General features: G+C 44.8%; 24 protein-coding genes. 11 read left to right on the top strand and 13 right to left on the bottom strand.

Translation table 11 applies throughout. The features are described 5' to 3' along the window. Positions 1-75: 75 nt before the first annotated feature. Complete coding sequence (locus tag DDR33_RS05115) at positions 76-669, bottom strand: penicillin-binding protein activator LpoB (protein ID WP_109414693.1); 594 nt, start codon at positions 667-669, stop codon at positions 76-78. A gap of 36 nt (positions 670-705) precedes the next feature. Next, positions 706-1,080, bottom strand: coding sequence for a hypothetical protein (locus DDR33_RS05110; protein ID WP_109414692.1), 375 nt, complete (start codon positions 1,078-1,080; stop codon positions 706-708). A gap of 194 nt (positions 1,081-1,274) precedes the next feature. Between DDR33_RS05110 and DDR33_RS05105 the strand changes: the two genes are divergently transcribed. Together DDR33_RS05105 and DDR33_RS05100 are read left to right on the top strand one after the other, a co-directional pair. Beyond that, positions 1,275-3,611, top strand: coding sequence for a TonB-dependent receptor (locus DDR33_RS05105; RefSeq protein WP_158280636.1), 2,337 nt, complete (start codon positions 1,275-1,277; stop codon positions 3,609-3,611). 3 nt (positions 3,612-3,614) lie between these two features. Further along, positions 3,615-4,445, top strand: coding sequence for a DUF4249 domain-containing protein (locus DDR33_RS05100; RefSeq protein ID WP_109414690.1), 831 nt, complete (start codon positions 3,615-3,617; stop codon positions 4,443-4,445). 8 nt (positions 4,446-4,453) lie between these two features. On the opposite strand, the gene DDR33_RS05095 is transcribed toward DDR33_RS05100, so the two are convergent. The 4 genes from DDR33_RS05095 to purU form a co-directional block, all read right to left on the bottom strand. After that, on the bottom strand, positions 4,454-5,431 hold the full coding sequence (locus tag DDR33_RS05095; protein ID WP_109414689.1) for a helix-turn-helix transcriptional regulator: 978 nt from the start codon (positions 5,429-5,431) through the stop codon (positions 4,454-4,456). A gap of 63 nt (positions 5,432-5,494) precedes the next feature. Further along, positions 5,495-6,679 (bottom strand): nicotinate phosphoribosyltransferase, encoded by a 1,185-nt coding sequence (gene pncB, locus DDR33_RS05090; RefSeq protein WP_109414688.1) that lies wholly within the window; start codon positions 6,677-6,679, stop codon positions 5,495-5,497. A gap of 76 nt (positions 6,680-6,755) precedes the next feature. Further along, positions 6,756-7,373 carry a hypothetical protein gene (locus tag DDR33_RS05085; RefSeq protein ID WP_109414687.1) on the bottom strand — a complete coding sequence of 206 codons (618 nt, stop codon included), beginning with the start codon at positions 7,371-7,373 and terminating at the stop codon, positions 6,756-6,758. 76 nt (positions 7,374-7,449) lie between these two features. Continuing rightward, complete coding sequence (gene purU / locus DDR33_RS05080; RefSeq protein WP_109414686.1) at positions 7,450-8,289, bottom strand: formyltetrahydrofolate deformylase; 840 nt, start codon at positions 8,287-8,289, stop codon at positions 7,450-7,452. Between the two features lie 581 nt (positions 8,290-8,870). Here purU and DDR33_RS05075 point away from each other — a divergent pair. Together DDR33_RS05075 and DDR33_RS05070 are read left to right on the top strand one after the other, a co-directional pair. After that, positions 8,871-9,206: a hypothetical protein gene (locus tag DDR33_RS05075; RefSeq protein ID WP_109414685.1), complete on the top strand. Its 336-nt coding sequence runs from the start codon at positions 8,871-8,873 to the stop codon at positions 9,204-9,206. An 86-nt stretch (positions 9,207-9,292) separates the two neighbouring features. Further along, complete coding sequence (locus DDR33_RS05070; RefSeq protein WP_109414684.1) at positions 9,293-9,571, top strand: hypothetical protein; 279 nt, start codon at positions 9,293-9,295, stop codon at positions 9,569-9,571. An 88-nt stretch (positions 9,572-9,659) separates the two neighbouring features. Here DDR33_RS05070 and DDR33_RS05065 read toward each other — a convergent pair whose 3' ends face one another. The 5 genes from DDR33_RS05065 to trpS all read right to left on the bottom strand — a co-directional run bounded on the left by DDR33_RS05065 (position 9,660) and on the right by trpS (position 13,919). After that, positions 9,660-10,967 carry a M23 family metallopeptidase gene (locus DDR33_RS05065; RefSeq protein ID WP_109414683.1) on the bottom strand — a complete coding sequence of 436 codons (1,308 nt, stop codon included), beginning with the start codon at positions 10,965-10,967 and terminating at the stop codon, positions 9,660-9,662. Between the two features lie 134 nt (positions 10,968-11,101). After that, positions 11,102-11,296 carry a hypothetical protein gene (locus DDR33_RS25535; RefSeq protein ID WP_146198700.1) on the bottom strand — a complete coding sequence of 65 codons (195 nt, stop codon included), beginning with the start codon at positions 11,294-11,296 and terminating at the stop codon, positions 11,102-11,104. Positions 11,297-11,414: 118 nt separating this feature from the next. Beyond that, the gene (gene kdsB, locus DDR33_RS05060; RefSeq protein WP_109414682.1) at positions 11,415-12,212 is read right to left on the bottom strand and encodes a 3-deoxy-manno-octulosonate cytidylyltransferase; all 798 of its coding nucleotides are present in this window, start codon (positions 12,210-12,212) and stop codon (positions 11,415-11,417) included. A 36-nt stretch (positions 12,213-12,248) separates the two neighbouring features. Further along, complete coding sequence (locus tag DDR33_RS05055; RefSeq protein ID WP_109414681.1) at positions 12,249-12,863, bottom strand: deoxynucleoside kinase; 615 nt, start codon at positions 12,861-12,863, stop codon at positions 12,249-12,251. A gap of 60 nt (positions 12,864-12,923) precedes the next feature. Then, positions 12,924-13,919, bottom strand: a complete 996-nt coding sequence (gene trpS / locus DDR33_RS05050) for a tryptophan--tRNA ligase (protein WP_109414680.1) — start codon at positions 13,917-13,919, stop codon at positions 12,924-12,926. 40 nt (positions 13,920-13,959) lie between these two features. Between trpS and DDR33_RS05045 the strand changes: the two genes are divergently transcribed. From DDR33_RS05045 to DDR33_RS05020, 6 genes are all read left to right on the top strand, one after another. Further along, complete coding sequence (locus DDR33_RS05045) at positions 13,960-14,697, top strand: lysophospholipid acyltransferase family protein (RefSeq protein WP_109414679.1); 738 nt, start codon at positions 13,960-13,962, stop codon at positions 14,695-14,697. Beyond that, entirely contained in the window at positions 14,687-14,986 is a 300-nt protein-coding gene (gene gatC, locus DDR33_RS05040) for an Asp-tRNA(Asn)/Glu-tRNA(Gln) amidotransferase subunit GatC (RefSeq protein ID WP_109414678.1), read from the top strand. The genes DDR33_RS05045 and gatC overlap by 11 nt, the downstream gene beginning before the upstream one ends. Before the next feature lie 36 nt (positions 14,987-15,022). After that, on the top strand, positions 15,023-15,784 hold the full coding sequence (locus DDR33_RS05035; protein WP_109414677.1) for an ABC transporter ATP-binding protein: 762 nt from the start codon (positions 15,023-15,025) through the stop codon (positions 15,782-15,784). Between the two features lie 128 nt (positions 15,785-15,912). Further along, positions 15,913-16,455, top strand: a complete 543-nt coding sequence (locus DDR33_RS05030) for a cob(I)yrinic acid a,c-diamide adenosyltransferase (RefSeq protein WP_109414676.1) — start codon at positions 15,913-15,915, stop codon at positions 16,453-16,455. A gap of 87 nt (positions 16,456-16,542) precedes the next feature. Beyond that, on the top strand, positions 16,543-16,764 hold the full coding sequence (locus DDR33_RS05025; protein WP_002996718.1) for a DUF2795 domain-containing protein: 222 nt from the start codon (positions 16,543-16,545) through the stop codon (positions 16,762-16,764). A 132-nt stretch (positions 16,765-16,896) separates the two neighbouring features. Beyond that, a complete protein-coding gene (locus DDR33_RS05020) occupies positions 16,897-17,049 on the top strand; it encodes a lmo0937 family membrane protein (protein WP_109414675.1) in 153 nt (50 codons plus the stop codon). A gap of 40 nt (positions 17,050-17,089) precedes the next feature. Here DDR33_RS05020 and DDR33_RS05015 read toward each other — a convergent pair whose 3' ends face one another. Together DDR33_RS05015 and queA are read right to left on the bottom strand one after the other, a co-directional pair. After that, positions 17,090-17,779: a 2-C-methyl-D-erythritol 4-phosphate cytidylyltransferase gene (locus tag DDR33_RS05015; protein WP_109414674.1), complete on the bottom strand. Its 690-nt coding sequence runs from the start codon at positions 17,777-17,779 to the stop codon at positions 17,090-17,092. 15 nt (positions 17,780-17,794) lie between these two features. Next, positions 17,795-18,844: a tRNA preQ1(34) S-adenosylmethionine ribosyltransferase-isomerase QueA gene (gene queA / locus DDR33_RS05010; protein WP_109414673.1), complete on the bottom strand. Its 1,050-nt coding sequence runs from the start codon at positions 18,842-18,844 to the stop codon at positions 17,795-17,797. Positions 18,845-19,030: 186 nt separating this feature from the next. Between queA and DDR33_RS05005 the strand changes: the two genes are divergently transcribed. Further along, positions 19,031-20,278 (top strand): ABC transporter permease, encoded by a 1,248-nt coding sequence (locus DDR33_RS05005; RefSeq protein WP_109414834.1) that lies wholly within the window; start codon positions 19,031-19,033, stop codon positions 20,276-20,278. Positions 20,279-20,283: the final 5 nt, after the last annotated feature.

Genomic DNA, 20,283 nt, shown 5'->3' with positions numbered 1-20,283 from the left:
TTTTGCCGGATACTGGGACATAGTGCCTGGTTCTACCGTAAGACGCGGTGAAGCAGTCTTACGGTATGTATAAAATTAATTCTTAACGTATTTGGTGATTTTCTTTTCGCCGATCCACACAACTTCGTTGGTTTCGATGTTCGTCAGTTCAAGATTAACCTGGTAGGCAACCACCTTTTGTTTTTTATGAGCGTCAACGATCGAGTTCAACGATCCCTGAAGGATATAATCCGCACCGTTTTCAAGCCCGAATTTCTTCATCGTAGATACGGACGCATTTGTCTGCTGATCAGCTTTTTCACCTCTCAGTTCCTCGCGTTTTTTGCCTCCCTGGACAAGGCGTACTTTCTGCGTGTTGATAAATGCCCTCTCTACGTCCTTTGTAAAGGTTTCTGCATCAATATGCTCGTGAGTTTTGTTTTGCACCATACCCACTATCACAGTTGGTTTCTTGCCTGCTTTCTCCTGCAGGTGATTGCTTAACCAGTCAGCGCTCAGGATGGTAGAGGTCATTTCCTCTGCTACGAGCCGTGAATCTGTATTGTTCCAGCCTCCGCTGATATCAATCTGCTGATTATTGTCGATTCGGGTTACTGTTCTGGAGCACGACGCAATAGAAAGAGCACCAGCTATAAGGCAGCCGGCACCAAACGTTTTTATAAAGTTCATATAAATATTTGATAAAAAAGCGTGTATAAAGGGTAATTACCAGTACCATCTGCTATGGCCCCAGCGGAAATTTACAGAAGGCGCCCACCATAAATTATTTCTCCATGTGTATGGATTGTAATAGGACGACTGCCCGTAATAATTATTGTAGTAGCCATTGTAAAGATTCTCCTGGTGCCGCCATTCCCGTCTCTGCTGACGGCGTTCCATGCGTGCTTCGTACCAGTCGTAAGCTTTATAGGTTTGCTGAACAGTTGTACTTAACGTGGTTGTAAGCGAATCGGCTGTGTTCATGTACCGTTGCTGACTTTCTTTATATCTTGGGTTCTGATCCGGAGCCAATCCAGCATCCTGGGCTTTTGCAACAGTGGCAAAGGCGATCAGAAAAATGTATAACAGAGACTTCTTCATTGTCTTGCTTCTAATTATATATAAGACGATAAATCTTTGTACAAAGTTACATTCTAAACATTTTTTTTTATAATTACAGTGTCACTATATTTTCTTTCCGTGACCGGCTGAAAATCTGGTGATAAGATTCGAATCCTGATATATTCTGCAAGAATGGCCAGATGAACCGCTTGACGTGCGCCCTGTTTATTTTTATGGTAACAGCAATCTTTACTGCTTTAGACTCAAAAGGGCAGAAGCGCGTTACTTTGAGCGGGTATCTCCGCGATGCTTCAACCGGTGAGAACCTCGCAGGGGCTTTAATTGCTGTGGATGGATCGTCCAGGCATGTTTTGTCAAATGACTACGGATTTTACTCGGTTACCCTGCCACCCGGCGAATATTATCTACATTATTCTTATCTTGGGTATCAAACGGCAGATAAACATCTCCGTCTGGCAGCCGACACATTGGTAACGATAGGACTTGCCCCCAGTATAAATCTGATGAACGAAGTGGTAGTGAACCCGCCTTCCGGGGGCCAAAACACAAACAGGCCGGTCAGTATTTCTCCGCTTTCCATAAATTCGGTAAGGCTGCTGCCTCCTTTACTGGGAGAAGCAGACCTGATCAGGTCTTTTCAGCTGCTGCCGGGAGTAAGTTCGCTCGGCGACGGCGCCTCAGGATTCAATGTAAGAGGGGGAGGCGTCGACCAGAACCTGGTATTGCAGGATGAAGCCCCGCTTTATTTTACCTCGCATCTTTTCAATCTTTTTTCGGTTGCCAATCCTGATGCAGTAAAAGATGCCAATCTTTATAAAACCGAGATGCCGGCGCGGTATGGCGGCAGGCTGTCTTCGGTTCTTGATACTCGGCTTAAGGACGGAAACAACAAAGAATGGGTGTTTACCGGCGGCCTCGGAATCATTGCCAGCCGTATCACGGCAGAAGGCCCCCTGGTAAAAGACAAGAGTTCGGTGATCGTAAGCGCCCGGCGTTCTTATACGGATTTGATCACCCGTCAGATGTCTGATCCCGATATCCGCAATAATTCTGTTTACTTCTATGATCTGAGCGCTAAGGTAAATGTCACTTTGTCGCCGAAAGACCGTGTTTTTCTTTCAGGATACTTCGGCAAAGACAAGATCGACGCCGATGAGATCTTCCTTCTTCAATGGGGGAACGGTACCGGGACTTTACGCTGGAACCATGTCTTCAATCCCAAGCTCTTCCTTAACACCAGCCTGATCTATTCCGACTACAAATACCGTCTGGGCTCGCAAAATAACCCTACAAGCAGTTATTTATGGTATGCAGGGATTAATGATTACACCCTGAAAAACGGGTTCAGCTGGTATCCGGATACCCGCAATACTATCTATTTCGGCCTCGAAAGCACCATTCATAAATTTATTCCGGGGCGCGCAGAACCCGCCGGTCCCGAATCTCTCTATCAGCCTGTAAAAATGCCGGGTCAGAAAGCTCGGGACAATGCTTTTTACTGGGACCATGAGCTGAATTTTTCGGAAGCGTTTGCTGTTGAATATGGCATCAGATATTCTCTTTTTCAGAGCCTGGCAGACGAGGAAACGGTGGTATTCGACTACCAGGGTCCTGATGGTTTAAGAAAAGAAGCAGTCAATGCCACCGTGTATAGAAAAGGAGAGAGCATCAGGTCTTATCATAATTTCCAGCCGCGTGTATCTGTTAAATTATATGCAGGACGGCAAGCTGCTTTCAAAGCGTCCTTTTCCAGGACTACGCAGAATCTTCACCTCATTTCCAATACCATATCTACCAGTCCCCTCGATTTCTGGATCCCGAGTTCGTATAATATTAAACCCGAAACGGCGAATCAGTTCTCGCTAGGCTACTTCCGCAACCTGCATGATAATAATTACGAAGTGTCTTTACAGACCTACTACAGGCAACTATTTAACCAGATCGACTTTATAGACGGTGCCGAAACTGTTATGAATGAAAACCAACTGGCAGAAATGCTCTACGGTAAAGGGCGGGCTTATGGAGCCGAATTTTATTTTAAGAAATATGCAGGCCGCCTGAACGGCTGGCTCAGTTATACCCTGAGCCGCTCCGAGAGACGGTTTGACGGGATCAACAACAATAGCTATTTCCCGGCCAAATATGATAAGACTCACTGCCTGTCGCTGGTCGGCGTTTATCAGCTGAGACCAAGGATTTCAATCTCCGGTACATACAACTACGCATCCGGAACGCCCGTTACGCTCCCGGGCGACAGGTTCCAGATAGATGGTTATCCTATACAATATAATTCGGGCGGGACAAGGAATAACTTCCGGATCCCCGATTATCACCGGCTGGATCTTTCTGCAACATTTAAGGGAAAGGTCAGACCCGGAGGCCGGTATACCAGCGAACTGGTCGTATCGTTATTTAACGCCCTTAACAGGAGGAATACCTTTTCTGTGTATCTGCGGCAGAACAACAGCAAGCCTTCCGATTTCGAGGCCGTTCGGTTTGCCATGTTCGGAACGGTTATTCCATCTGTCACCTGGAATTTTAAATTCTGACATATGAAGCTGCATCAGTTTTTATATCTTTTTCTCTGCTTCTGTCTGATCACCGCCTGTGAGGACGTCGTCGATATCAAACTGAAAAAGGGACATCCGGTGCTGGTGGTAGACGGCTGGCTAACCAATAAGAGGGAAACCCAATATGTAAATCTTTACTATACAAGGGGGATTTCACAATCAAAAGACTACCAGCCTGCAGGCAACGCCCGGCTTGTCCTGAGCGATGATGCCGGACATCGCGAGGTGCTGACTGAAACAGATCCGGGAAAATATGCGATCAAAACAATAAAAGGAGCCACAGGGAGGACTTATAAATTATCGGTTGAAACAGAAGACGGCACGTATGAAGCCGTTTCGCTCATGCCGAGGATCGGCTTAATCCCCGATACGCTTGCTTTCCATTACAGGGAAAAATCCCTTGTTTATCCTAACCCCGGGTTCTATCCGCTTCTCAGCGCCCAGGAACTGGAAGGGAAAGGAGACCGCGTGCAGATCAAACTATACAAGAACGGTATATACCAGAATAAAGCGAACGACCTTAATCTCTTTTCTGATGATCATGCCGACAGTTACTATATTTTTAACATGGAACTGGATGTTGATAGCCCATACGTTAAAGGCGACCGCATAAGAGCGGAAATCTGGTCTCTTAATGAAGATGCCTGGCTTTTCTGGAAAGATGTGGAAGGGCAGCTTCACAACGCACAGATTTTTGCAACGCCGCTTACCAATTCAAGGAGCAACCTGAAAAAGCTGACGCCTGAATCGGGGGATGTGACGGGTTATTTCGGCACCTCCATTGTCAGGTCAAAAGAAACCGTTGTTAAATAAGAGATTTGTTAATCAAAGAGATTCGCTGTCTCAGGATTGCTGATCCGCGAAGAAATCTTCTCCATTATTTTTGAAATCCGTTCTTTCAGCGAATCCGGCTCAACAATTACCGCACAATCTGCAAACATCATATACCACCTGGCAAAGCCTTCCGTGTACATCGTCAGGAAAGACATTTCTACATAATTATCCTTCTTAACTTCAGAGACAAAGCCGTTATAATACTTTTGCTCATTCAGCATAAGAGCCGCTTTTTGGTTTACCCTGATGACAATAGACTGAAGATTACGGCTTTCATACTCTCTCTCCATGTATTCCTTGAGCGTGGGATGTTCCTGCGTATACTTATCTTCTGTAACGCCCAGGTTCTGTATCCGGTCCAGCCGGAAATCCCGGTAGTCCTTCCGCAAATGGCAGAATGCGATAAGATGCCAGTAATTGTCCAGGTAAAATACCCCTACAGCTTCGATGCTGCGCCGTGTTGATTCCTGCTTATAGTGAGCAAAATAATTGATCGATAACCTCTTCTTTTCACTGATGCTCTTTAGTATGGGTTGCAGAAGGTTGAGGTCCGGTTGTTGCTGCTGTCTCTGTTGCCGTGTCTGGACTACCTCAATGTGGCGTTCGATCTGTTCAAGGAAATCTTTCTCGGAACTTTTGAGGACTGCCCTGATCTTGTACATCGCCGACTTGTAATTCGACCCGTTTGAAGCATCCGTTAGTTTTTCTACAAGCTTTTCTGCCATAAGCAGGGCTGTTGCTTCTTCCCTGTTGAACATGACGGGTGGAAGCCTGTAGCCATCCATAATGGAATAGCCCACTCCGGCTTCCCCTATAATGGGTATACCTGCTTCTTCGAGGGCTTTAACGTCCCGGTAAACAGTCCGGAGACTGATGTTAAACCGTTCGGCAATGTCAATAGCTTTTACAACACGCCTCGACTGAAGCTGAATAAGAATGGCTGAAATGCGATCTATCCGGTTCATATTACTAGTTTATCCGGTACATATACGACAAACCTAAGCAATTCAGTCCGTACTCCTGAAATGTTATTCTATTTCAAGGATCTCTTTTGCAAGATGGAGCATTTTATCCGTACCTGTATATTTTCCTTTCTCGTCTGAAAGCTTCACCACGGGGATCCACGGCCCTTTTTCCGGTAAAGTTTCCGTCATCTTGATCACGATATTTAAAGGTTCCGGGCCAACATCATTGGTGAAATTCGTGCCGATGCCAAACGACATTCCAATTTTGTCCCTGCAATACTCTGTTATCCTTGCCACCTTTTCATAGTTAAGAGCGTCCGAAAAGATGATCGTTTTAGACAGGGGATCTATTCCCATTTTCCGGTAATGCTCGATTGTCTTTTCGGCAAAAACGACCGGATCACCGCTGTCATGCCTCACGCCGTCAAACAGCTTGGAGAATTTCTTATCAAACTGCTCAAAAAAGATTTCGGTGGTATAGGTGTCGGCAAGGGCGATACCCAGGTCGCCGCGATATACATTTGTCCAGTGTTCAAGTCCCAGCGAATTCGCCATTTTAAAACCGTATCTGGCCGCATGAAACATAAACCATTCATGAGCATGAGTGCCAATAGGCCTTGTATTATACTTCATTGCCAGGTGCACGTTGCTGGTGCCTACAAATGTATCTCCTCCATATTGCCGGAGAGCCTGCACAACGAGGCTGTGTACTCCGTAAGAATGTCTTCTCCGGGTGCCGAACTCGGCGATCGTCACTCCCAGCGCAGCGTATTTCTCAATCTTCTCTTTATTTACAGCGGAGATCTGATCATTGCTGATATGATGGAGATGGCTGAGCTCGTAATACAACTCGCAGATCATGGACATGAGGGGAACCTCCCATAAAATGGTCCGGTACCAGTATCCTTCTATATGCACAGACAGGTCATCTCCATGCTGTTCAATCAAAACCTCTTCAGGGTTATAGCGGTAGCCCTGAAGGAAATCGAGGTAAGTTGGATCCAGGTATGGACAGGTAACGGCGAGATAGTCTTTTTCGTCCTTAGTCAGCCGGAGCTGGGCCATTCCGTTCACAGCCTCGCGAAGTGCGTCTGCAAAACCGGCAGGAAAGTGATGTTTACCCCTGTTTATAAATTCATACTTTGCTTTCGCATGGGGAAATAGTTTGATCACCCCATGCTGCATCGTAAATTTATAAAAGTCATTATCCAGCAAAGAGGGCAGGAGTGTCCGGCTCGTTTCTTTCATAAATTATGTAGTCGTATTAAAGCGGCAAGATTAAGCAAAAATCTCAATATCTGCTTTTATTCCGGCAAACCGTACTTTATTTTTCGACTATACCTTCTACCAGGCTTTTCCACTGCGCTTTTGAGAAACCCAGCATCGCCCCCAGTGCTATAACTGCGTTCCTGATTTTGTCTGCCAGGTTCTCTGTCTCCGTGTTTGGGTTTTCGTTCCGCCCGTGTACCACGGCTGTAATTTTCAGCCCTTCACGCTTTACAACAAAAGTGCTGCTCGCCTTGTCGTCGAAAAAATGGGATGTATTGTCATTCTTTTTCAGCGGGTTTTTAGAAGGCTTGACTTTCATTGCAGTCAACTCAAACCCTTTTTCAGGAGTTTTTTCCTCCAGGATCTGAACAATATGTACCCAGTCATATCCATCCCCGCTGTCCGATCCCGGCGCCGGTATATCGATTTTAAAATAATCTCCTTCTCTCACCGGCCGCGTCACCTCATTACCTGCATTGTCAACGATCTGGAAATCTGAAGGCCCTGCCTTACTGATCTCTCTCCACTGCGAAACATTCAGCAACCTTTCTCTTGCTACCCCGAAATGTTTCTTTGCGTCTTCCTCGTTTTCAAAAGTTACGGATGACTCTGTATCCGTATCAACACCGTGTTCGTGCCCGGGCACGATTTTTTTTTCTTCCTGACTGATCATAGTTTTTAAGATGTAATTTATTAAGCATCTATGCTGACAGAAAGTTTTGAAAATTTACGATGAAAAGACTGTTACATCACTCAAAAATGATCGTTTTGTTTCCTGTAATAAAGACGCGGTCTTCAAATACCAGCTGCATGGCACGGCTCAGAACCGCTTTTTCGATCTCCTTACCTGCCTTTACCATTTCGGATACACCAAACGTGTGATTTACAGGTATTATTCGCTGTACAATGATGGGGCCTTCGTCGAGATTAGAAGTGACGAAGTGAGCTGTAGCTCCAATCAGTTTCACCCCTCTCTCAAAAGCCTGCCTGTAGGGGCTGGCGCCTACAAAGGCAGGCAGAAAGGAATGATGTATGTTGATGATCCGGCCTTTGTACTGATCCACAAACTCCGGCGACAGGATCCTCATAAATTTGGCAAGTATAATATAGTCAGGCTGGCAGGATCCGGCTATCTGGAGGAGCTCTTTTTCAAACTCCTGCTTCGTTTTATTTTCGTGCGTCACATAATGAAAGGGGATGTCAAACTTTTCTGTAAAAGGACGGAGGCTGTCGTAGTTTCCCGCTACGCAGCAAACCTTGCCACCCAGTGTATTGAACAGATCCCTCACCAGTATATCCGCAAGGCAATGATATTCTTTTGTTACAAGCACCATGATCCGCTTCTCAGGGTTAGGGTTGATCGTAACTTCGGCGGGCTGCGGCAATCCGCTTTGAAGTGTCGTAAAAAGCTCCTCTTCCGAAAAGTCGTTACCTGAGCACTCTATGCGGGCAAAGAAACGGTCGGCGGTTTCATCCACAAACTCTCTCATTGCCGTGATATTCAGGTTGTGGTTGGCCAGAACCCGGGATATCAGGGCCACCAGGCCTACCTCGTCTTTGCACTCTATCAGGATTAACGTTTTATTCATGCCTTAAAGATAATCTTAACTAATAAGCAATCAATGGAATTTAACAGTGACAGCGCATGTTTTTATGCTGTTCTCTACCAGGTTACCGAAAAACTTCCCATATTACGGCTTTCCAAGCAGCGGCATCCGGGCTGGCCTGCTTCCTCCCCCGCCTATAGATGGCTCCTGACCTGTTCTAAGAAGACGATTATAATTTCTTGTATTCTCTCCCTTCACTCGTTCATCCGAATGCGCAGTAATTGTACCATAAGTACACCATGAGTCCACCTTTTTCCGCAAAATGGTGGACTCATGGTGCACTTATGGTACATTCGCCGTGCAATTGACCGGAAACGTGTACAACGAATTCTGCCTGAAAAGGGATTTAGTTCTGCGGGCAGGTAGGAAACAGTCGTCTGGCAAACCGATATCAGGAATAACCGGAGCCCATACGCTCCGGCTTTTATGACGACAGTTTGCTGGTGCAGGAGTGCAGGACTGGAAAACTCAGGAAATGAGCCACTAAAATCCTTGTCTTATTCAAACACTTCGGTTTGAAAAATTGTTAGGAATCTGAATAAAATCTATTAAAAGTTTTAATTATGAAAAAAATAATTTATCCACTTTCTCTGTCATTGGCGCTTTTACTGGGTGGCCCGGTAACATCGGCTTACGCGAATGATAAAACAGACAACGAAGCTAAAAAGGAACTCTCGCTAACGGAAGAGCAAAAAGCCAAAAGGGTTGAAGAAATTAAGCTGAGAGTGGAGGAAATAAAAGCGATGGACAAGTCGCACCTCAGCCGCGAAGACCGTAAAGCGCTGAAAAAAGAACTAAAGGAAATGAAGGCTGAAGCCCGTGTGATGACGGGAGGGGGTGTTTATCTTTCCGTTGGGGCAATTATTATCATCATACTTGTTCTGATCCTCATCCTTTAATTTTCCTGAATCATTTTTTAAAACTTTTAATCCTGTCTCCTGTTCAACAGGGACAGGATTTTACATCTCACCAGAAAAACAAACTTATGAGCTCATCGAACCAAACTCACGACCATGCTGCAATAAAAAAATGGGCAGAAGAACGCGGAGGAGTCCCTGTAAAGATTAAGAACACCGGAGACGAAAGTGACGAAGGTGTATTAAGAATTCATTTCCCTGAACATAGTGATAAAGATGATCAGTTTGAGGAAATAAGCTGGGACGACTTTTTTGATAATTTTGAGAGGAACAAACTTGACTTTCTCTTCCAGGATGAAAAAGCCGACGGAGAGCAGAGTACATTTCATAAATTTGTCCAGCGCTGAAAGTCGTAAATTAGACCTGTAAAGCCGCAATCATTGCGGCTTTTTCTTTTAGCAGCCCTTTCAGCAGATCCGGCTTTATCCTTTAATATCAATCCTTGATCCAGCCGCTTTCTTCCCCTGTACTTACAAAAGAGAATCCCTGAAACCTTCCCAGTACATCTGCTTTATCGCCCCGGGTGATTTGCTTTTTCCTTGCTGCGAGCGAATCTGGCCTGTCAAAGAGGTGGCGGTCAGCAGGAAGAACGATCCGCTTTAGGGGACTGCTTGTCTGTTTCAGCTGGTCGCTCTTTATGAAGCCCTTCATTCCGTCGGGAAGCAATACTTTTGCCCAGGATGAGGTTGCTGCTGTGACTTCTACGAGCGATCCGGCCGGAAGCTTAGTGAGGGAGGAAGATGCTGTGCCTGGCTGCGGATACACGCTGGTATTGACGTTCATTGTCCTCATTGACCGTCCGATGTTTGCCGTGGGCATCTTCACATCTTCAGGTATTTTTGTGGCAGGATCGATAAAAGGAAACGGATCCACCGCGCCTCCGGAGGCATAGATGCCGAAATGGAGATGAGGACTTCCTCCTTTTGCATTTCCGGTAGTTCCGATCAGGCCGATTGTATCACCGGCTGAAACGGTTTGACCGCCGGTTGCCAGCTGCTCATCGAGATGGGCGTAGTACAAGTTATAATTTTTGCCGTCAGGACGCATGAAGATGACCTTTCCGCCAAGTGAATTAAGACCTACCCTGGTGATAGTTCCATTGGCAGCAGCGAGGGCAGGGGCTCTGAAAGGGGCGAAGATGTCTACTCCTTCATGGCGCCTGGCGCCAGCATCCCGGCCGGCCCCCCAAAAACTTTGAGCTTTTCCTTTTTTCACGGGGAAGGCCAGGCTCGGGCCTGTTATAATGGTCAGCGTATACTCTCCTGAAGCGAGCAGTTCGGGCTGGAGCCGGAGTAAATAGTGTCCGGCTTTTTCGATCTCATAGCTGAAACCGGTCTGGCCTGTATCTGCATAGGCAACCAGTTTCCTGCTATTCTCTTTTTCTTCCCAAAGGTCTATATAGATATTGAAGTTTTCCGCTGGCTTCTTCTGGAATGATATGGTGAGTTTCTGACCTTGTTTGGCTTCAAACCGGATGGCGCTGGCCCGTGCTTTATCTGAAGGGAAATATCCCTGCTCTTTATAGGGGATACTCACCTGAAGGGGATTAGCGAGACTATTATCTGCAGCTGTAAGCCACTCGCGGCCGAGAGCAGTCGTTTGCAGTCCTGTCGTGGTTAGGAGCTGTCCGTATTTTTCATGAGGGCTTGCTTTTCCAAAGATCCCTCCAGGTCCGCTTACCTTACATGAATAAATGAAAGTGGTGAATAATAACACCAGTGCCGTAATATTTAAACGATGCATAACCGAATCATTAGGATGGATGTCCTGATTTAACAGGCGAAGGGGAGAAATGTTGCCAGAGGGGCTGTATCAACAAGAAGGGGTACGTTTTTTTGACGTACCCCTTCTTGCTAAAGTATGGAAATGTTTTGTCACTAAGTAACATTTACATTCCAGGCCATCCCGTTGGCACCTTTTATTTGTTGCGCAAGCAGGATAACCTTCCGGTCGTTAACTGATAATTCTTTGCGGAATGCCGTTTGCATACATGTAGTTGGGTCGGGCAGTTCCTTGAGAAATAGATTAATAGTGTTGTTAAGATCCCCTGGGCTAGTTTTTTTTCCGGGCATATATTTATAGATTTTAGTGTCTTATCAACACCGGGAAAGCCAGGTTTGTTTTATGTATTTCTAATTTTTTTTCTATTCTAGTTGTTAATATTAGAGGTGGTTTTTGAATCTTATTAAACTATTGGTTATGTTTTTTTAAAATAGCCTGGAGATCAGCAGGGGTGTCGATGGCCTGGGTCTCGATATCGGTAACTGCTACCTTTATTTTATATCCATTTTCTATCCATCTCAGCTGTTCCAGTGACTCTGCTTTTTCAAGGATGGAGACCGGAAGGTGGGTAATAGCTTCGAGGGTATCTGCCCGGTATCCGTAAATGCCGATATGTTTAAAAAATGTATGATGCGACAGCCATTCTTCATGATCTTCCCCCTGAAGGATTCCTCTCAGAAAGGGTATTGGAGTTCTGCTGAAATAGATAGCCTCTGAATTTCGGTTCAGAATGACTTTCGGAGAATTCGGGTTACTAAGCTCGCTGCCTGTTGTGATCTTCTTTACAAGCGTGGCTAAAGCTGTCTCCGGTTCTGCAAAGCAGCTGGCAAGTAAGTCTATTTGCCGGCTGTCGATATAGGGTTCGTCGCCCTGGATATTGATAATGACATTGAACCCCGGCAGTTTGTGCGCAGCTTCTGCGCACCGGTCGGTTCCGCTTTGATGCGTATCGGCCGTCAGAATAGCTCTTCCGCCGAAGTCATTTACATGAAGGAGGATCCGCTCATCGTCTGTGGCTACTACAAGTTCGTCGAGCTTGGTGGATTCTTTTGCACGTTCGTAAACGCGCTGTATCATGCTTTTTCCGTGTATATCGACCAGAGGTTTGCCCGGGAAACGGCTTGAAGCGAAGCGCGCAGGGATCACTCCGAGTATGCGGAGCTGTGTATTGTGCGTGCTGTTAGTTGCATGGTTAGTTGTTTCCATAAAAGAAAAATATATGATGAAGGAGCGGCTTATTCCTTAGAAAAGCCCGTATAGCTGGCGTTCGATGCTGTCAATGATAAATCCGAGGTCTTCGGGGTTGTTCGCGAAGTCAAGTTTGTCTTTATCCAGGATCAGCAGTTTACCTTCTTTATAATTGTCGATCCATTTTTTGTATTTATCATTGAGTTTCGACAAATAGTCGAGCCTGATACCTGCTTCATAGTCTCTGCCCCTTCGCTGAATATTATTGACCAGGGTAGGGACAGAAGCGCGTAAATATATAAGAAGGTCGGGAGCTTTTATGAAGGAGGTCATATTGTCGAAGATGGCCCGGTAATTCTCATAATCACGAGTGGACATCAGGCCCATTTCATGCAGATTTTCCGCAAAGATGTAAGCATCCTCATAAATAGTCCGGTCCTGAATGATATTCTGCTCTTGCTTCTGTATTTCTTTAATCTGGTTGAAGCGGCTGTTTAAAAAATATATCTGAAGGTTGAAGCTCCAGCGTTTCATGTCGCTGTAAAAGTCTTCCAGATATGGGTTATTGTCTACTGCTTCGAAATGGGGCTCCCAGCCCAAATGCTTGGACAATAACTCTGTTAAGGTTGTTTTTCCGGCTCCAATGTTTCCTACAACGGCAATATGCATTTTTATAGTTTTATATGATTCAGTATTACTCTTCTTATCCCGGTACAGGGCACCTGTGGATTAAAACTTCTTAAATCCTATTATTTCCCTTACTGCTTTTAACGTCGCGGAAGCGCTTGCCCTGGCTTTTTCAGCACCCATTTCAGCTACTTTTCTCAGGTATTCGCTGTCTGCCGCAATGTCATTTATACGTTCTCTGACGGGGGAAGTCGCAATAATAATGTCTTCAGCCAGTTGTTTCTTCAGATCGCCATAACGGATCTGACATTTGTTATACTGTTCGTCGAAATGCTGATAAGTATCTTCTGAAGATACGATCTTGATGAGGTCGAAAAGATTTTGAATCACATCGGGCTTAGCCTGATTCTCTACTGTAGGTCCGCTGTCGGTAACAGCTCTCATTACTTTTTTGCGGATGACTTCGGGACTATCCGACAGGTAAACAGCGTTGGATTCTCCTTCTGATTTTCCCATTTTCCCTTTTCCGTCAAGTCCGGGGACTTTTACTAATTTATCGGAGAAGCTAAAAGCGTAGGGTTCGGGGAAGAACTCATTGTTGTATAACCTGTTAAAGCGGTTGCCGAAAGTTCTTGCCATTTCAAGATGCTGCTCCTGGTCTTTTCCTACCGGTACTTTTGTGGCTTTGTGTATCAGAATATCGGCAGCCATCAGGACGGGATAAGTAAGAAGTCCCGCATTGACATTGTCGGGCTGCGCCCGTACCTTGTCTTTAAAGGATGTACTTCTTTCCAGCTCGCCGAGATAGGCGTTCATATTTAAGAATAAATACAGTTCGGTTATTTCCGGAACGTCTGACTGAAGATAGATAGTGGCTTTTTCGGGATCTATGCCTGCCGCCAGGTATTCTACCAGCACATGCTTAACTGTGCCATGCAGGTCGCCCGGGGTGGGATGAGTGGTTAGCGAATGATAATCAGCAATGAAAAAGAAGCAATTATATTCATGCTGCATTTTTATGAAGTTGGTTATCGCTCCATAGTAATTCCCTAAGTGTAGTTTTCCGGTACTACGAATACCGCTTACAACTGTTTCCATAACTGGACGAAAGTAAGGATTTTTTATATTTTTGACCTGAATGAAAAGATATTTAAAGCTCGCTCACCGTTACCTTTACCTGGGAAGCGTCGTGATTTTTTTCTTTCTTCTTTACCCGTTCCTGTTCTATTTTTCCAGAAAGCCTGAAAGGTTCGGGGTGCTGAATAAATTCAGACGTTTACTGGGATTTTTAACTTCCGCAGGAGCAGGCTTTTTCTATTCGTATTCTTTTGCCAAACCGGTAGACTGGTCGCGGAAGTATATCATTTGCGCGAATCATACCTCGAATCTGGATATTACTGCTATCACACTGATGACGCGGAATAACTTCGCCTTTATGGGAAAGGATGAGCTGCTTGGGAACCCGGTGACCCGGTTATTTTTTACAACCATCGACATTCCTTTAAACCGGGAAAGCAGGATGTCGGCGTTCAGGGCTTTTAAGCGGGCAGATGAGTACCTGAGGAGGGGAATGAGCATGGTAATCTTTCCCGAAGGGAAAATACCGGATGATTATCCGCCTGTGTTAAGTGAGTTCAAAAACGGCCCTTTTCGCCTGGCTATTGAGCATCAGGTTCCAATCATACCTGTATCAATCACTGACGCATGGGGGAAAATGTGGGATGACGGATCTGTATATGGCAGTAAGCCGGGAATTTGTCATATTTTCGTACATTCGGTGGTTGAGACGAAAGGATTGAACTTGGACAATGCTGACGCCTTAAGTGCACAGATATTTAATATAATCAGCGAAGGTTTAAAAAAGAATGAAGCTTGACAGGAATACAATAGCAAAAATCGCGCATCTTGCACGGCTGGATGTAAACGAAAGCGAGGAAAAGGCTCTTCTCCAGGACATGAACAATATCCTGAGTTTTATGGAGAAGCTGAACGAACTGGATACAAGTGGTGTTGAGCCCCTTATTTATATGAACGATGAAATAAATGTGTTCAGGGAAGATGCCGTTCGTATGGATATTACAAGAGAGGAAGCATTATATAATGCGCCTGTACATGACGATTCCTATTTTAAGGTGGCTAAAGTAATAGATAAATCGTCTAATTGAAGTGTAACATAGCCTTATGGATTTTATCTAACATACATGCAAGAACAACCACTTATTACGATTACTGATGTTGGCCGGAGATATGTGATAGGAACAGAGGTAATTCATGCGCTTAAATCGGTGACACTGAATATTCAGAAAGGGGAGTTTGTAGCCCTGATGGGGCCGTCGGGCTCGGGGAAATCTACTCTTATGAATATTTTAGGCTGTCTTGATACTCCTACAAAGGGAGAATATATCCTGAATGGCATCCATGTGAGTGAGATGAGTGATAATGAACTTGCCGTTGTGAGGAATAAAGAAATAGGCTTTGTATTTCAAACGTTTAATCTTTTGCCGCGATCCAGCTCTCTGGATAACGTCGCTCTTCCTTTGATTTATGCAGGAGTTGGCCGGACCCAGCGCGAGGAGCGCGCGCGTATTGCACTTGAAAATGTCGGTCTGGGAAACCGTGTCGATCATAAACCGAATGAATTATCGGGCGGGCAGCGGCAGCGTGTTGCTGTAGCCAGGGCTCTGATCAACAATCCTTCTATTATCCTCGCTGATGAACCTACCGGTAACCTTGACACGAAGACTTCGGTCGAGATTATGGGTTTGCTGGAAGAAATCCATTCGAAAGGAAATACCATTATACTGGTTACCCATGAAGAGGACATTGCTCAGCACGCCCACAGAATTGTGAGAATGCGTGACGGACTGATTGAAAATGACTATCCAAACGAGCATGTTAAACTTGTATCACCCAGATTGAAAGAGATGAGAGAGACGGGAAATGACTTCGAAAGTATAAGCTGAGGCATACATCCTGAACTATCCACACTCTGTTATTTTTCAACATTTACACAAAAGGATCAGAATCTTTCTTTTTTTGTAAAATGCGGATCAGCTGTTTTCGGACAGTTCATGCCGTTAAAGGATAATAAATGAAAATTTACACGAAAACCGGTGATAAGGGGTTTACCTCGCTGATTGGGGGGACAAAGGTGCCAAAGTATGATCTGCGGATAGAGTCGTACGGAACTGTAGACGAACTGAACTCTTATATCGGGCTGGTGAGAGACCAGGAGATTTCTGATCATCACAAGGAGATACTGATGATGATCCAGGAAAAGCTTTTTGTGATTGGAGCCATCCTGGCTTCCGATCCTGACAAGTCAAGGATGAAATTGCCGGAAATCTCGATGGAGGATGTGTCGGTACTGGAGAAGGAAATTGATGCGATGGATGAAGTGCTCCCCGAACTGCGCCATTTTGTGCTGCCGGGTGGTTCGACGATGGTATCTTTTTGTCATATTGCGAGGTGTGTTTGCCGAAAGGCGGAACGCTTTACTGTACATTTGGCAGAGGAGAGTGTGGTGCCGGGGGTAATTTTAGTGTTTCTCAACCGTTTAAGTGACTACTTGTTCGTCTTGGCACGGAAACTGTGTTTCGATAGCGGTATCAGTGAAGTTAAATGGCTTCCGTGAGGCCGAAAAAATGATATTATTATTTTAAAAGCTAAATATTTTTATTATACTTTTGCGAAAATTTAAAAATCATAAATTCTAAGAAATATGTATTGGACGTTAGAATTAGCATCGCACCTGGAGGACGCTCCATGGCCTGCCACTAAGGATGAATTGATCGATTATGCGATCCGGTCAGGGGCTCCAGTTGAAGTGATTGAGAACTTACAGGCGCTGGAAGACGACGGAGAACCATATGAAAATATAGAAGAGATCTGGCCGGATTATCCGACTAAAGATGATTTTTTCTTTAATGAAGACGAATATTAGAGCCCTGTTCCCACAGGGCTTTTTTCGTATAGATTAATTATCCCACAAGAGAATTTTCAAATCCCGTAAACAATTTATCCGTTTTTCATATTCTTATAATAAAAATAAGTCTATAACGAAAAACATAAAATTATGGGAAATCTACTTTATTTAATCGCAGTCGTTTTAGTAATTATCTGGGCTGTGAGCTTTCTGGGAGGATATGCTACTGGTGGAATTATACACATTTTATTGGTGATCGCTATCGTTGCGGTACTCCTTAGAGTGATAAGGGGAGCAGCATAACTTCAAAAAAGAGTGTTCAATTATTAAATGAAAGACCTGGTTATTTAACCGGGTCTTTTTGCTGAAGCATGGTTATAAAAAAAGAAGCCACCTGGATGTCTTCCGGATAGGTGATCTTGATGTTCCTTGAATCCCCCCTGGTAATATGAACATAGGCTCCGTTCTTTTCGACAACGGAAGCATCATCCGTGAAATGGCTGCTAAACTCCTGTTGATAGGCTTCTTTCAGCAGGGACGACTTAAAAACCTGCGGGGTTTGTACGATCAGAATATCTTCCCGCGGGATTGAGCGGGTAAGCTTACCCTCTTTCTTCCTGAGTGAATCCCGGCTCTCTATCACAGGGATCACCGCTCCTTTAAGGGTGGTTTCGTGGAAGCACCTGTTGATCAGGTCATTGCTGACTACCGGTCTTACAGCATCGTGAACAGCGATAATCGCTTCTTCATGAATGAAAGAAAGGGCATTTTTTACGGAATTAAACCTCTCTTTTCCTCCGGCAATGATCTTGTGAGGTACAGTAAAGTCATATTGCCGGCATAGCTCATGCCAGGTTGTAAAAAAGTCGGGATGTAATACCAGCAGAATTTCAGGATGTATATCAGAAGAATGGAAGGCTTTGAGTGTGTGCATCAAGACAGGCTCTTCGTTGAGCAAAAGAAATTGCTTGGGAACAGGTGAGTTCATCCTGTTCCCAGAGCCTCCTGCCACTATAATGGCATAAAACTTCATTATCCCTGTCTTGGATTAGATGATGAGCATGGCGTCGCCATAGCTGTAGAAACGGTATTTTTCTTTTACAGCTATTTCGTACGCATTCATTACATGTTCATAACCGCCAAAAGCACAGATCATCATCAGGAGGGTTGACTCCGGTGTATGAAAATTGGTGATCATGGTATTGGCAATGCTGAATTCGTATGGAGGGAAGATAAATTTGCTTGTCCAGTCATTCACAGCTTTCAGGCTTTTGCTTGCTGATACAGAAGATTCAATTGCCCTCATACAGGTGGTGCCCACCGCACAGATTCTTTTTTTATTTTCAATTCCCCTGTTTACAGTGTCTGCTGCTTTTTGTTCAATGATGAACTGTTCAGAGTCCATTTTGTGTTTGGTGAGATCTTCTACTTCCACAGGGCGGAATGTTCCAAGCCCTACGTGTAAAGTGATCTCTGCAAAGTCGACACCTTTCAGTTCGAGGCGTTTCATTAGTTCCCTGCTGAAATGCAGGCCTGCCGTAGGTGCTGCAACAGCTCCTTCGTGTTTGGCGAAGATAGTCTGGTATCTTTCTTTATCTTCAGGCGTCGCTTTTCTTTTAATGTATTTTGGAAGAGGCGTTTCTCCCAGGATTTCGATATTCCTTCTGAACTCTTCGTCCGTTCCGTCGAAGAGAAAGCGGATTGTGCGGCCACGTGATGTGGTGTTGTCAACTACTTCAGCTACCAGAAGGTCGTCATCCCCGAAATAGAGTTTATTCCCAACCCTGATCTTTCTTGCCGGGTCAACCAGAACATCCCACAAGCGTAATTCTTTATTAAGTTCGCGTAACAGGAATACTTCTATCGTTGCTCCGGTTTTCTCCTTATTTCCATACATTCTTGCCGGAAACACCTTGGTATTGTTGAGGATCATGACATCGCCTTCGGTAAAATAATCCAGGACGTCTTTGAATATTTTATGTTCGATAGCTCCAGTGTTTCGGTCAAGTACCATTAATCGTGCTTCATCGCGCTGATCTGAAGGATTATGAGCAATTAGAGAATCTGGTAAATTGAATTTGAACTGGGATAATTTCATATATCTTAAAATAATTAGGGCGCAAAGTTAGTGAAAATTAATTCTAATACCTTATATTACCAGAGTTTGTTTTCATTTGCGCAGGAATTGCAGTGGATTAAAGACCGGGATAAAACCTCCTTTGAAAGCGTTTATACTTTGATTTTCGTTTTTGTAACAGTTTTTCATTTTCATCATCTAACAAGCATGATAGTTCTCAGGCTTATAAGTGAGAGTTTTAACTTTGCCTTCTCGTCTCTAAGGCAGAATAAATTGCGTACCTTCCTGTCACTCATTGGGATTACCATCGGTATTATGACCATTATCGGCGTTTTTTCTGCTGTGGATACACTGAGGAATAATCTTCAGAACAGTGTTGATAAACTGGGGAGCAACACCATTTATATCCAGAAGTGGCCCTGGCAATTTGGCGGGGATTATGCGTGGTGGAAATACATGAACCGTCCGACTCCGACCCTGCGCGATTTTCAGAAAGTGCAGGAGAGGGCTACCAGTGCGGAAGCGGTATCTTATTTTGTGTATGCAGGAAACAGGACGATTACCTACAAAAGCAATTCTGTTGAAGGCGCACAGGTTTCTGCGGTTACGCATGATTATTATAAAACCTGGAACTTCGAGCTTGAAGCAGGACGTTATTTCTCTGATGCTGAATCCCGGACCGGTGCAGCGGTTGCCGTTTTGGGCCATTCTATAGCCGACGGCTTACTTCCCAACCAGGATGCGGTAGGAAAGGTAGTGAAAGTGATGGGAAGAAGGGTCACCATTATTGGAGTATTTAAAGAAGAAGGGGAGGATATGCTGGGCACTTCTGCCGATAAGACGGTGCTTTTGCCCCTTAACTTCGCCAGGAACGTTATCAATGTTCAGGATGAACAATATGATCCGCAAATATCTGTAAAGGGAAAACCGGGGATGCCTGTGGATGAAGTGGAAAGTGAGCTGAGGGGTCTGATGCGATCTATCCGGCGGCTGAGTCCTACCAAGGAAGATAATTTTGCTCTTAACAAATCGACTATCCTAACCGCCGGACTCGACGACATGTTTAAGGTTCTGAATACAGCGGGCTTTGCTATCGGTATTTTTTCTATTCTCGTCGGGGGATTCGGAATTGCCAATATCATGTTTGTGTCTGTGAAGGAACGCACAAACATTATCGGTATTCAGAAATCTCTGGGAGCTAAGAACTATTTTATCCTTTTACAGTTCCTGATTGAAGCTATTTTACTTTGCCTGATGGGGGGAGCTATAGGGCTTATGATCGTTTACGGCCTCGCTTTTATCGTGAAACTGGTATCAGATCTCGCTATTGTGGTTGATGCAGGTAAGGTTGTTTTGATGTTTATACTGTCGACAAGTATCGGCCTTATTTCCGGAATCATCCCGGCCTTTATGGCTTCGCGGCTTGATCCGGTGGAGGCGATAAGAAGCAAGTGACGAAT

The sequence above is a fragment of the Pararcticibacter amylolyticus genome (genome assembly GCF_003130405.1).
GTDB classification, from domain to species: Bacteria; Bacteroidota; Bacteroidia; order Sphingobacteriales; family Sphingobacteriaceae; genus Arcticibacter; species Arcticibacter amylolyticus.
Note: the sequence above shows the minus strand (reverse complement) of the source record. Positions and strands in the feature narration are given on the sequence as shown.

Excerpts from the sequence above, each read along its gene's own strand:
- DDR33_RS05025 (WP_002996718.1), top strand. The coding sequence starts at position 16,543 with ATGTATTGGACGTTAGAATTAGCATCGCACCTGGAGGACGCTCCATGG.
- gatC (WP_109414678.1), top strand. The coding sequence starts at position 14,687 with ATGAAGCTTGACAGGAATACAATAGCAAAAATCGCGCATCTTGCACGG.
- DDR33_RS05100 (WP_109414690.1), top strand. The coding sequence starts at position 3,615 with ATGAAGCTGCATCAGTTTTTATATCTTTTTCTCTGCTTCTGTCTGATC.
- DDR33_RS05095 (WP_109414689.1), bottom strand. The coding sequence starts at position 5,431 with ATGAACCGGATAGATCGCATTTCAGCCATTCTTATTCAGCTTCAGTCG.
- DDR33_RS05015 (WP_109414674.1), bottom strand. The coding sequence starts at position 17,779 with ATGAAGTTTTATGCCATTATAGTGGCAGGAGGCTCTGGGAACAGGATG.
- purU (WP_109414686.1), bottom strand. The coding sequence starts at position 8,289 with ATGAATAAAACGTTAATCCTGATAGAGTGCAAAGACGAGGTAGGCCTG.
- DDR33_RS05030 (WP_109414676.1), top strand. The coding sequence starts at position 15,913 with ATGAAAATTTACACGAAAACCGGTGATAAGGGGTTTACCTCGCTGATT.
- DDR33_RS25535 (WP_146198700.1), bottom strand. The coding sequence starts at position 11,296 with ATGCCCGGAAAAAAAACTAGCCCAGGGGATCTTAACAACACTATTAAT.
- DDR33_RS05035 (WP_109414677.1), top strand. The coding sequence starts at position 15,023 with ATGCAAGAACAACCACTTATTACGATTACTGATGTTGGCCGGAGATAT.
- trpS (WP_109414680.1), bottom strand. The coding sequence starts at position 13,919 with ATGGAAACAGTTGTAAGCGGTATTCGTAGTACCGGAAAACTACACTTA.
- DDR33_RS05110 (WP_109414692.1), bottom strand. The coding sequence starts at position 1,080 with ATGAAGAAGTCTCTGTTATACATTTTTCTGATCGCCTTTGCCACTGTT.
- DDR33_RS05020 (WP_109414675.1), top strand. The coding sequence starts at position 16,897 with ATGGGAAATCTACTTTATTTAATCGCAGTCGTTTTAGTAATTATCTGG.
- DDR33_RS05115 (WP_109414693.1), bottom strand. The coding sequence starts at position 669 with ATGAACTTTATAAAAACGTTTGGTGCCGGCTGCCTTATAGCTGGTGCT.
- DDR33_RS05075 (WP_109414685.1), top strand. The coding sequence starts at position 8,871 with ATGAAAAAAATAATTTATCCACTTTCTCTGTCATTGGCGCTTTTACTG.
- DDR33_RS05045 (WP_109414679.1), top strand. The coding sequence starts at position 13,960 with ATGAAAAGATATTTAAAGCTCGCTCACCGTTACCTTTACCTGGGAAGC.
- kdsB (WP_109414682.1), bottom strand. The coding sequence starts at position 12,212 with ATGGAAACAACTAACCATGCAACTAACAGCACGCACAATACACAGCTC.
- queA (WP_109414673.1), bottom strand. The coding sequence starts at position 18,844 with ATGAAATTATCCCAGTTCAAATTCAATTTACCAGATTCTCTAATTGCT.
- DDR33_RS05105 (WP_158280636.1), top strand. The coding sequence starts at position 1,275 with ATGGTAACAGCAATCTTTACTGCTTTAGACTCAAAAGGGCAGAAGCGC.
- DDR33_RS05005 (WP_109414834.1), top strand. The coding sequence starts at position 19,031 with ATGATAGTTCTCAGGCTTATAAGTGAGAGTTTTAACTTTGCCTTCTCG.
- DDR33_RS05070 (WP_109414684.1), top strand. The coding sequence starts at position 9,293 with ATGAGCTCATCGAACCAAACTCACGACCATGCTGCAATAAAAAAATGG.
- DDR33_RS05085 (WP_109414687.1), bottom strand. The coding sequence starts at position 7,373 with ATGATCAGTCAGGAAGAAAAAAAAATCGTGCCCGGGCACGAACACGGT.
- DDR33_RS05055 (WP_109414681.1), bottom strand. The coding sequence starts at position 12,863 with ATGCATATTGCCGTTGTAGGAAACATTGGAGCCGGAAAAACAACCTTA.
- pncB (WP_109414688.1), bottom strand. The coding sequence starts at position 6,679 with ATGAAAGAAACGAGCCGGACACTCCTGCCCTCTTTGCTGGATAATGAC.
- DDR33_RS05065 (WP_109414683.1), bottom strand. The coding sequence starts at position 10,967 with ATGCATCGTTTAAATATTACGGCACTGGTGTTATTATTCACCACTTTC.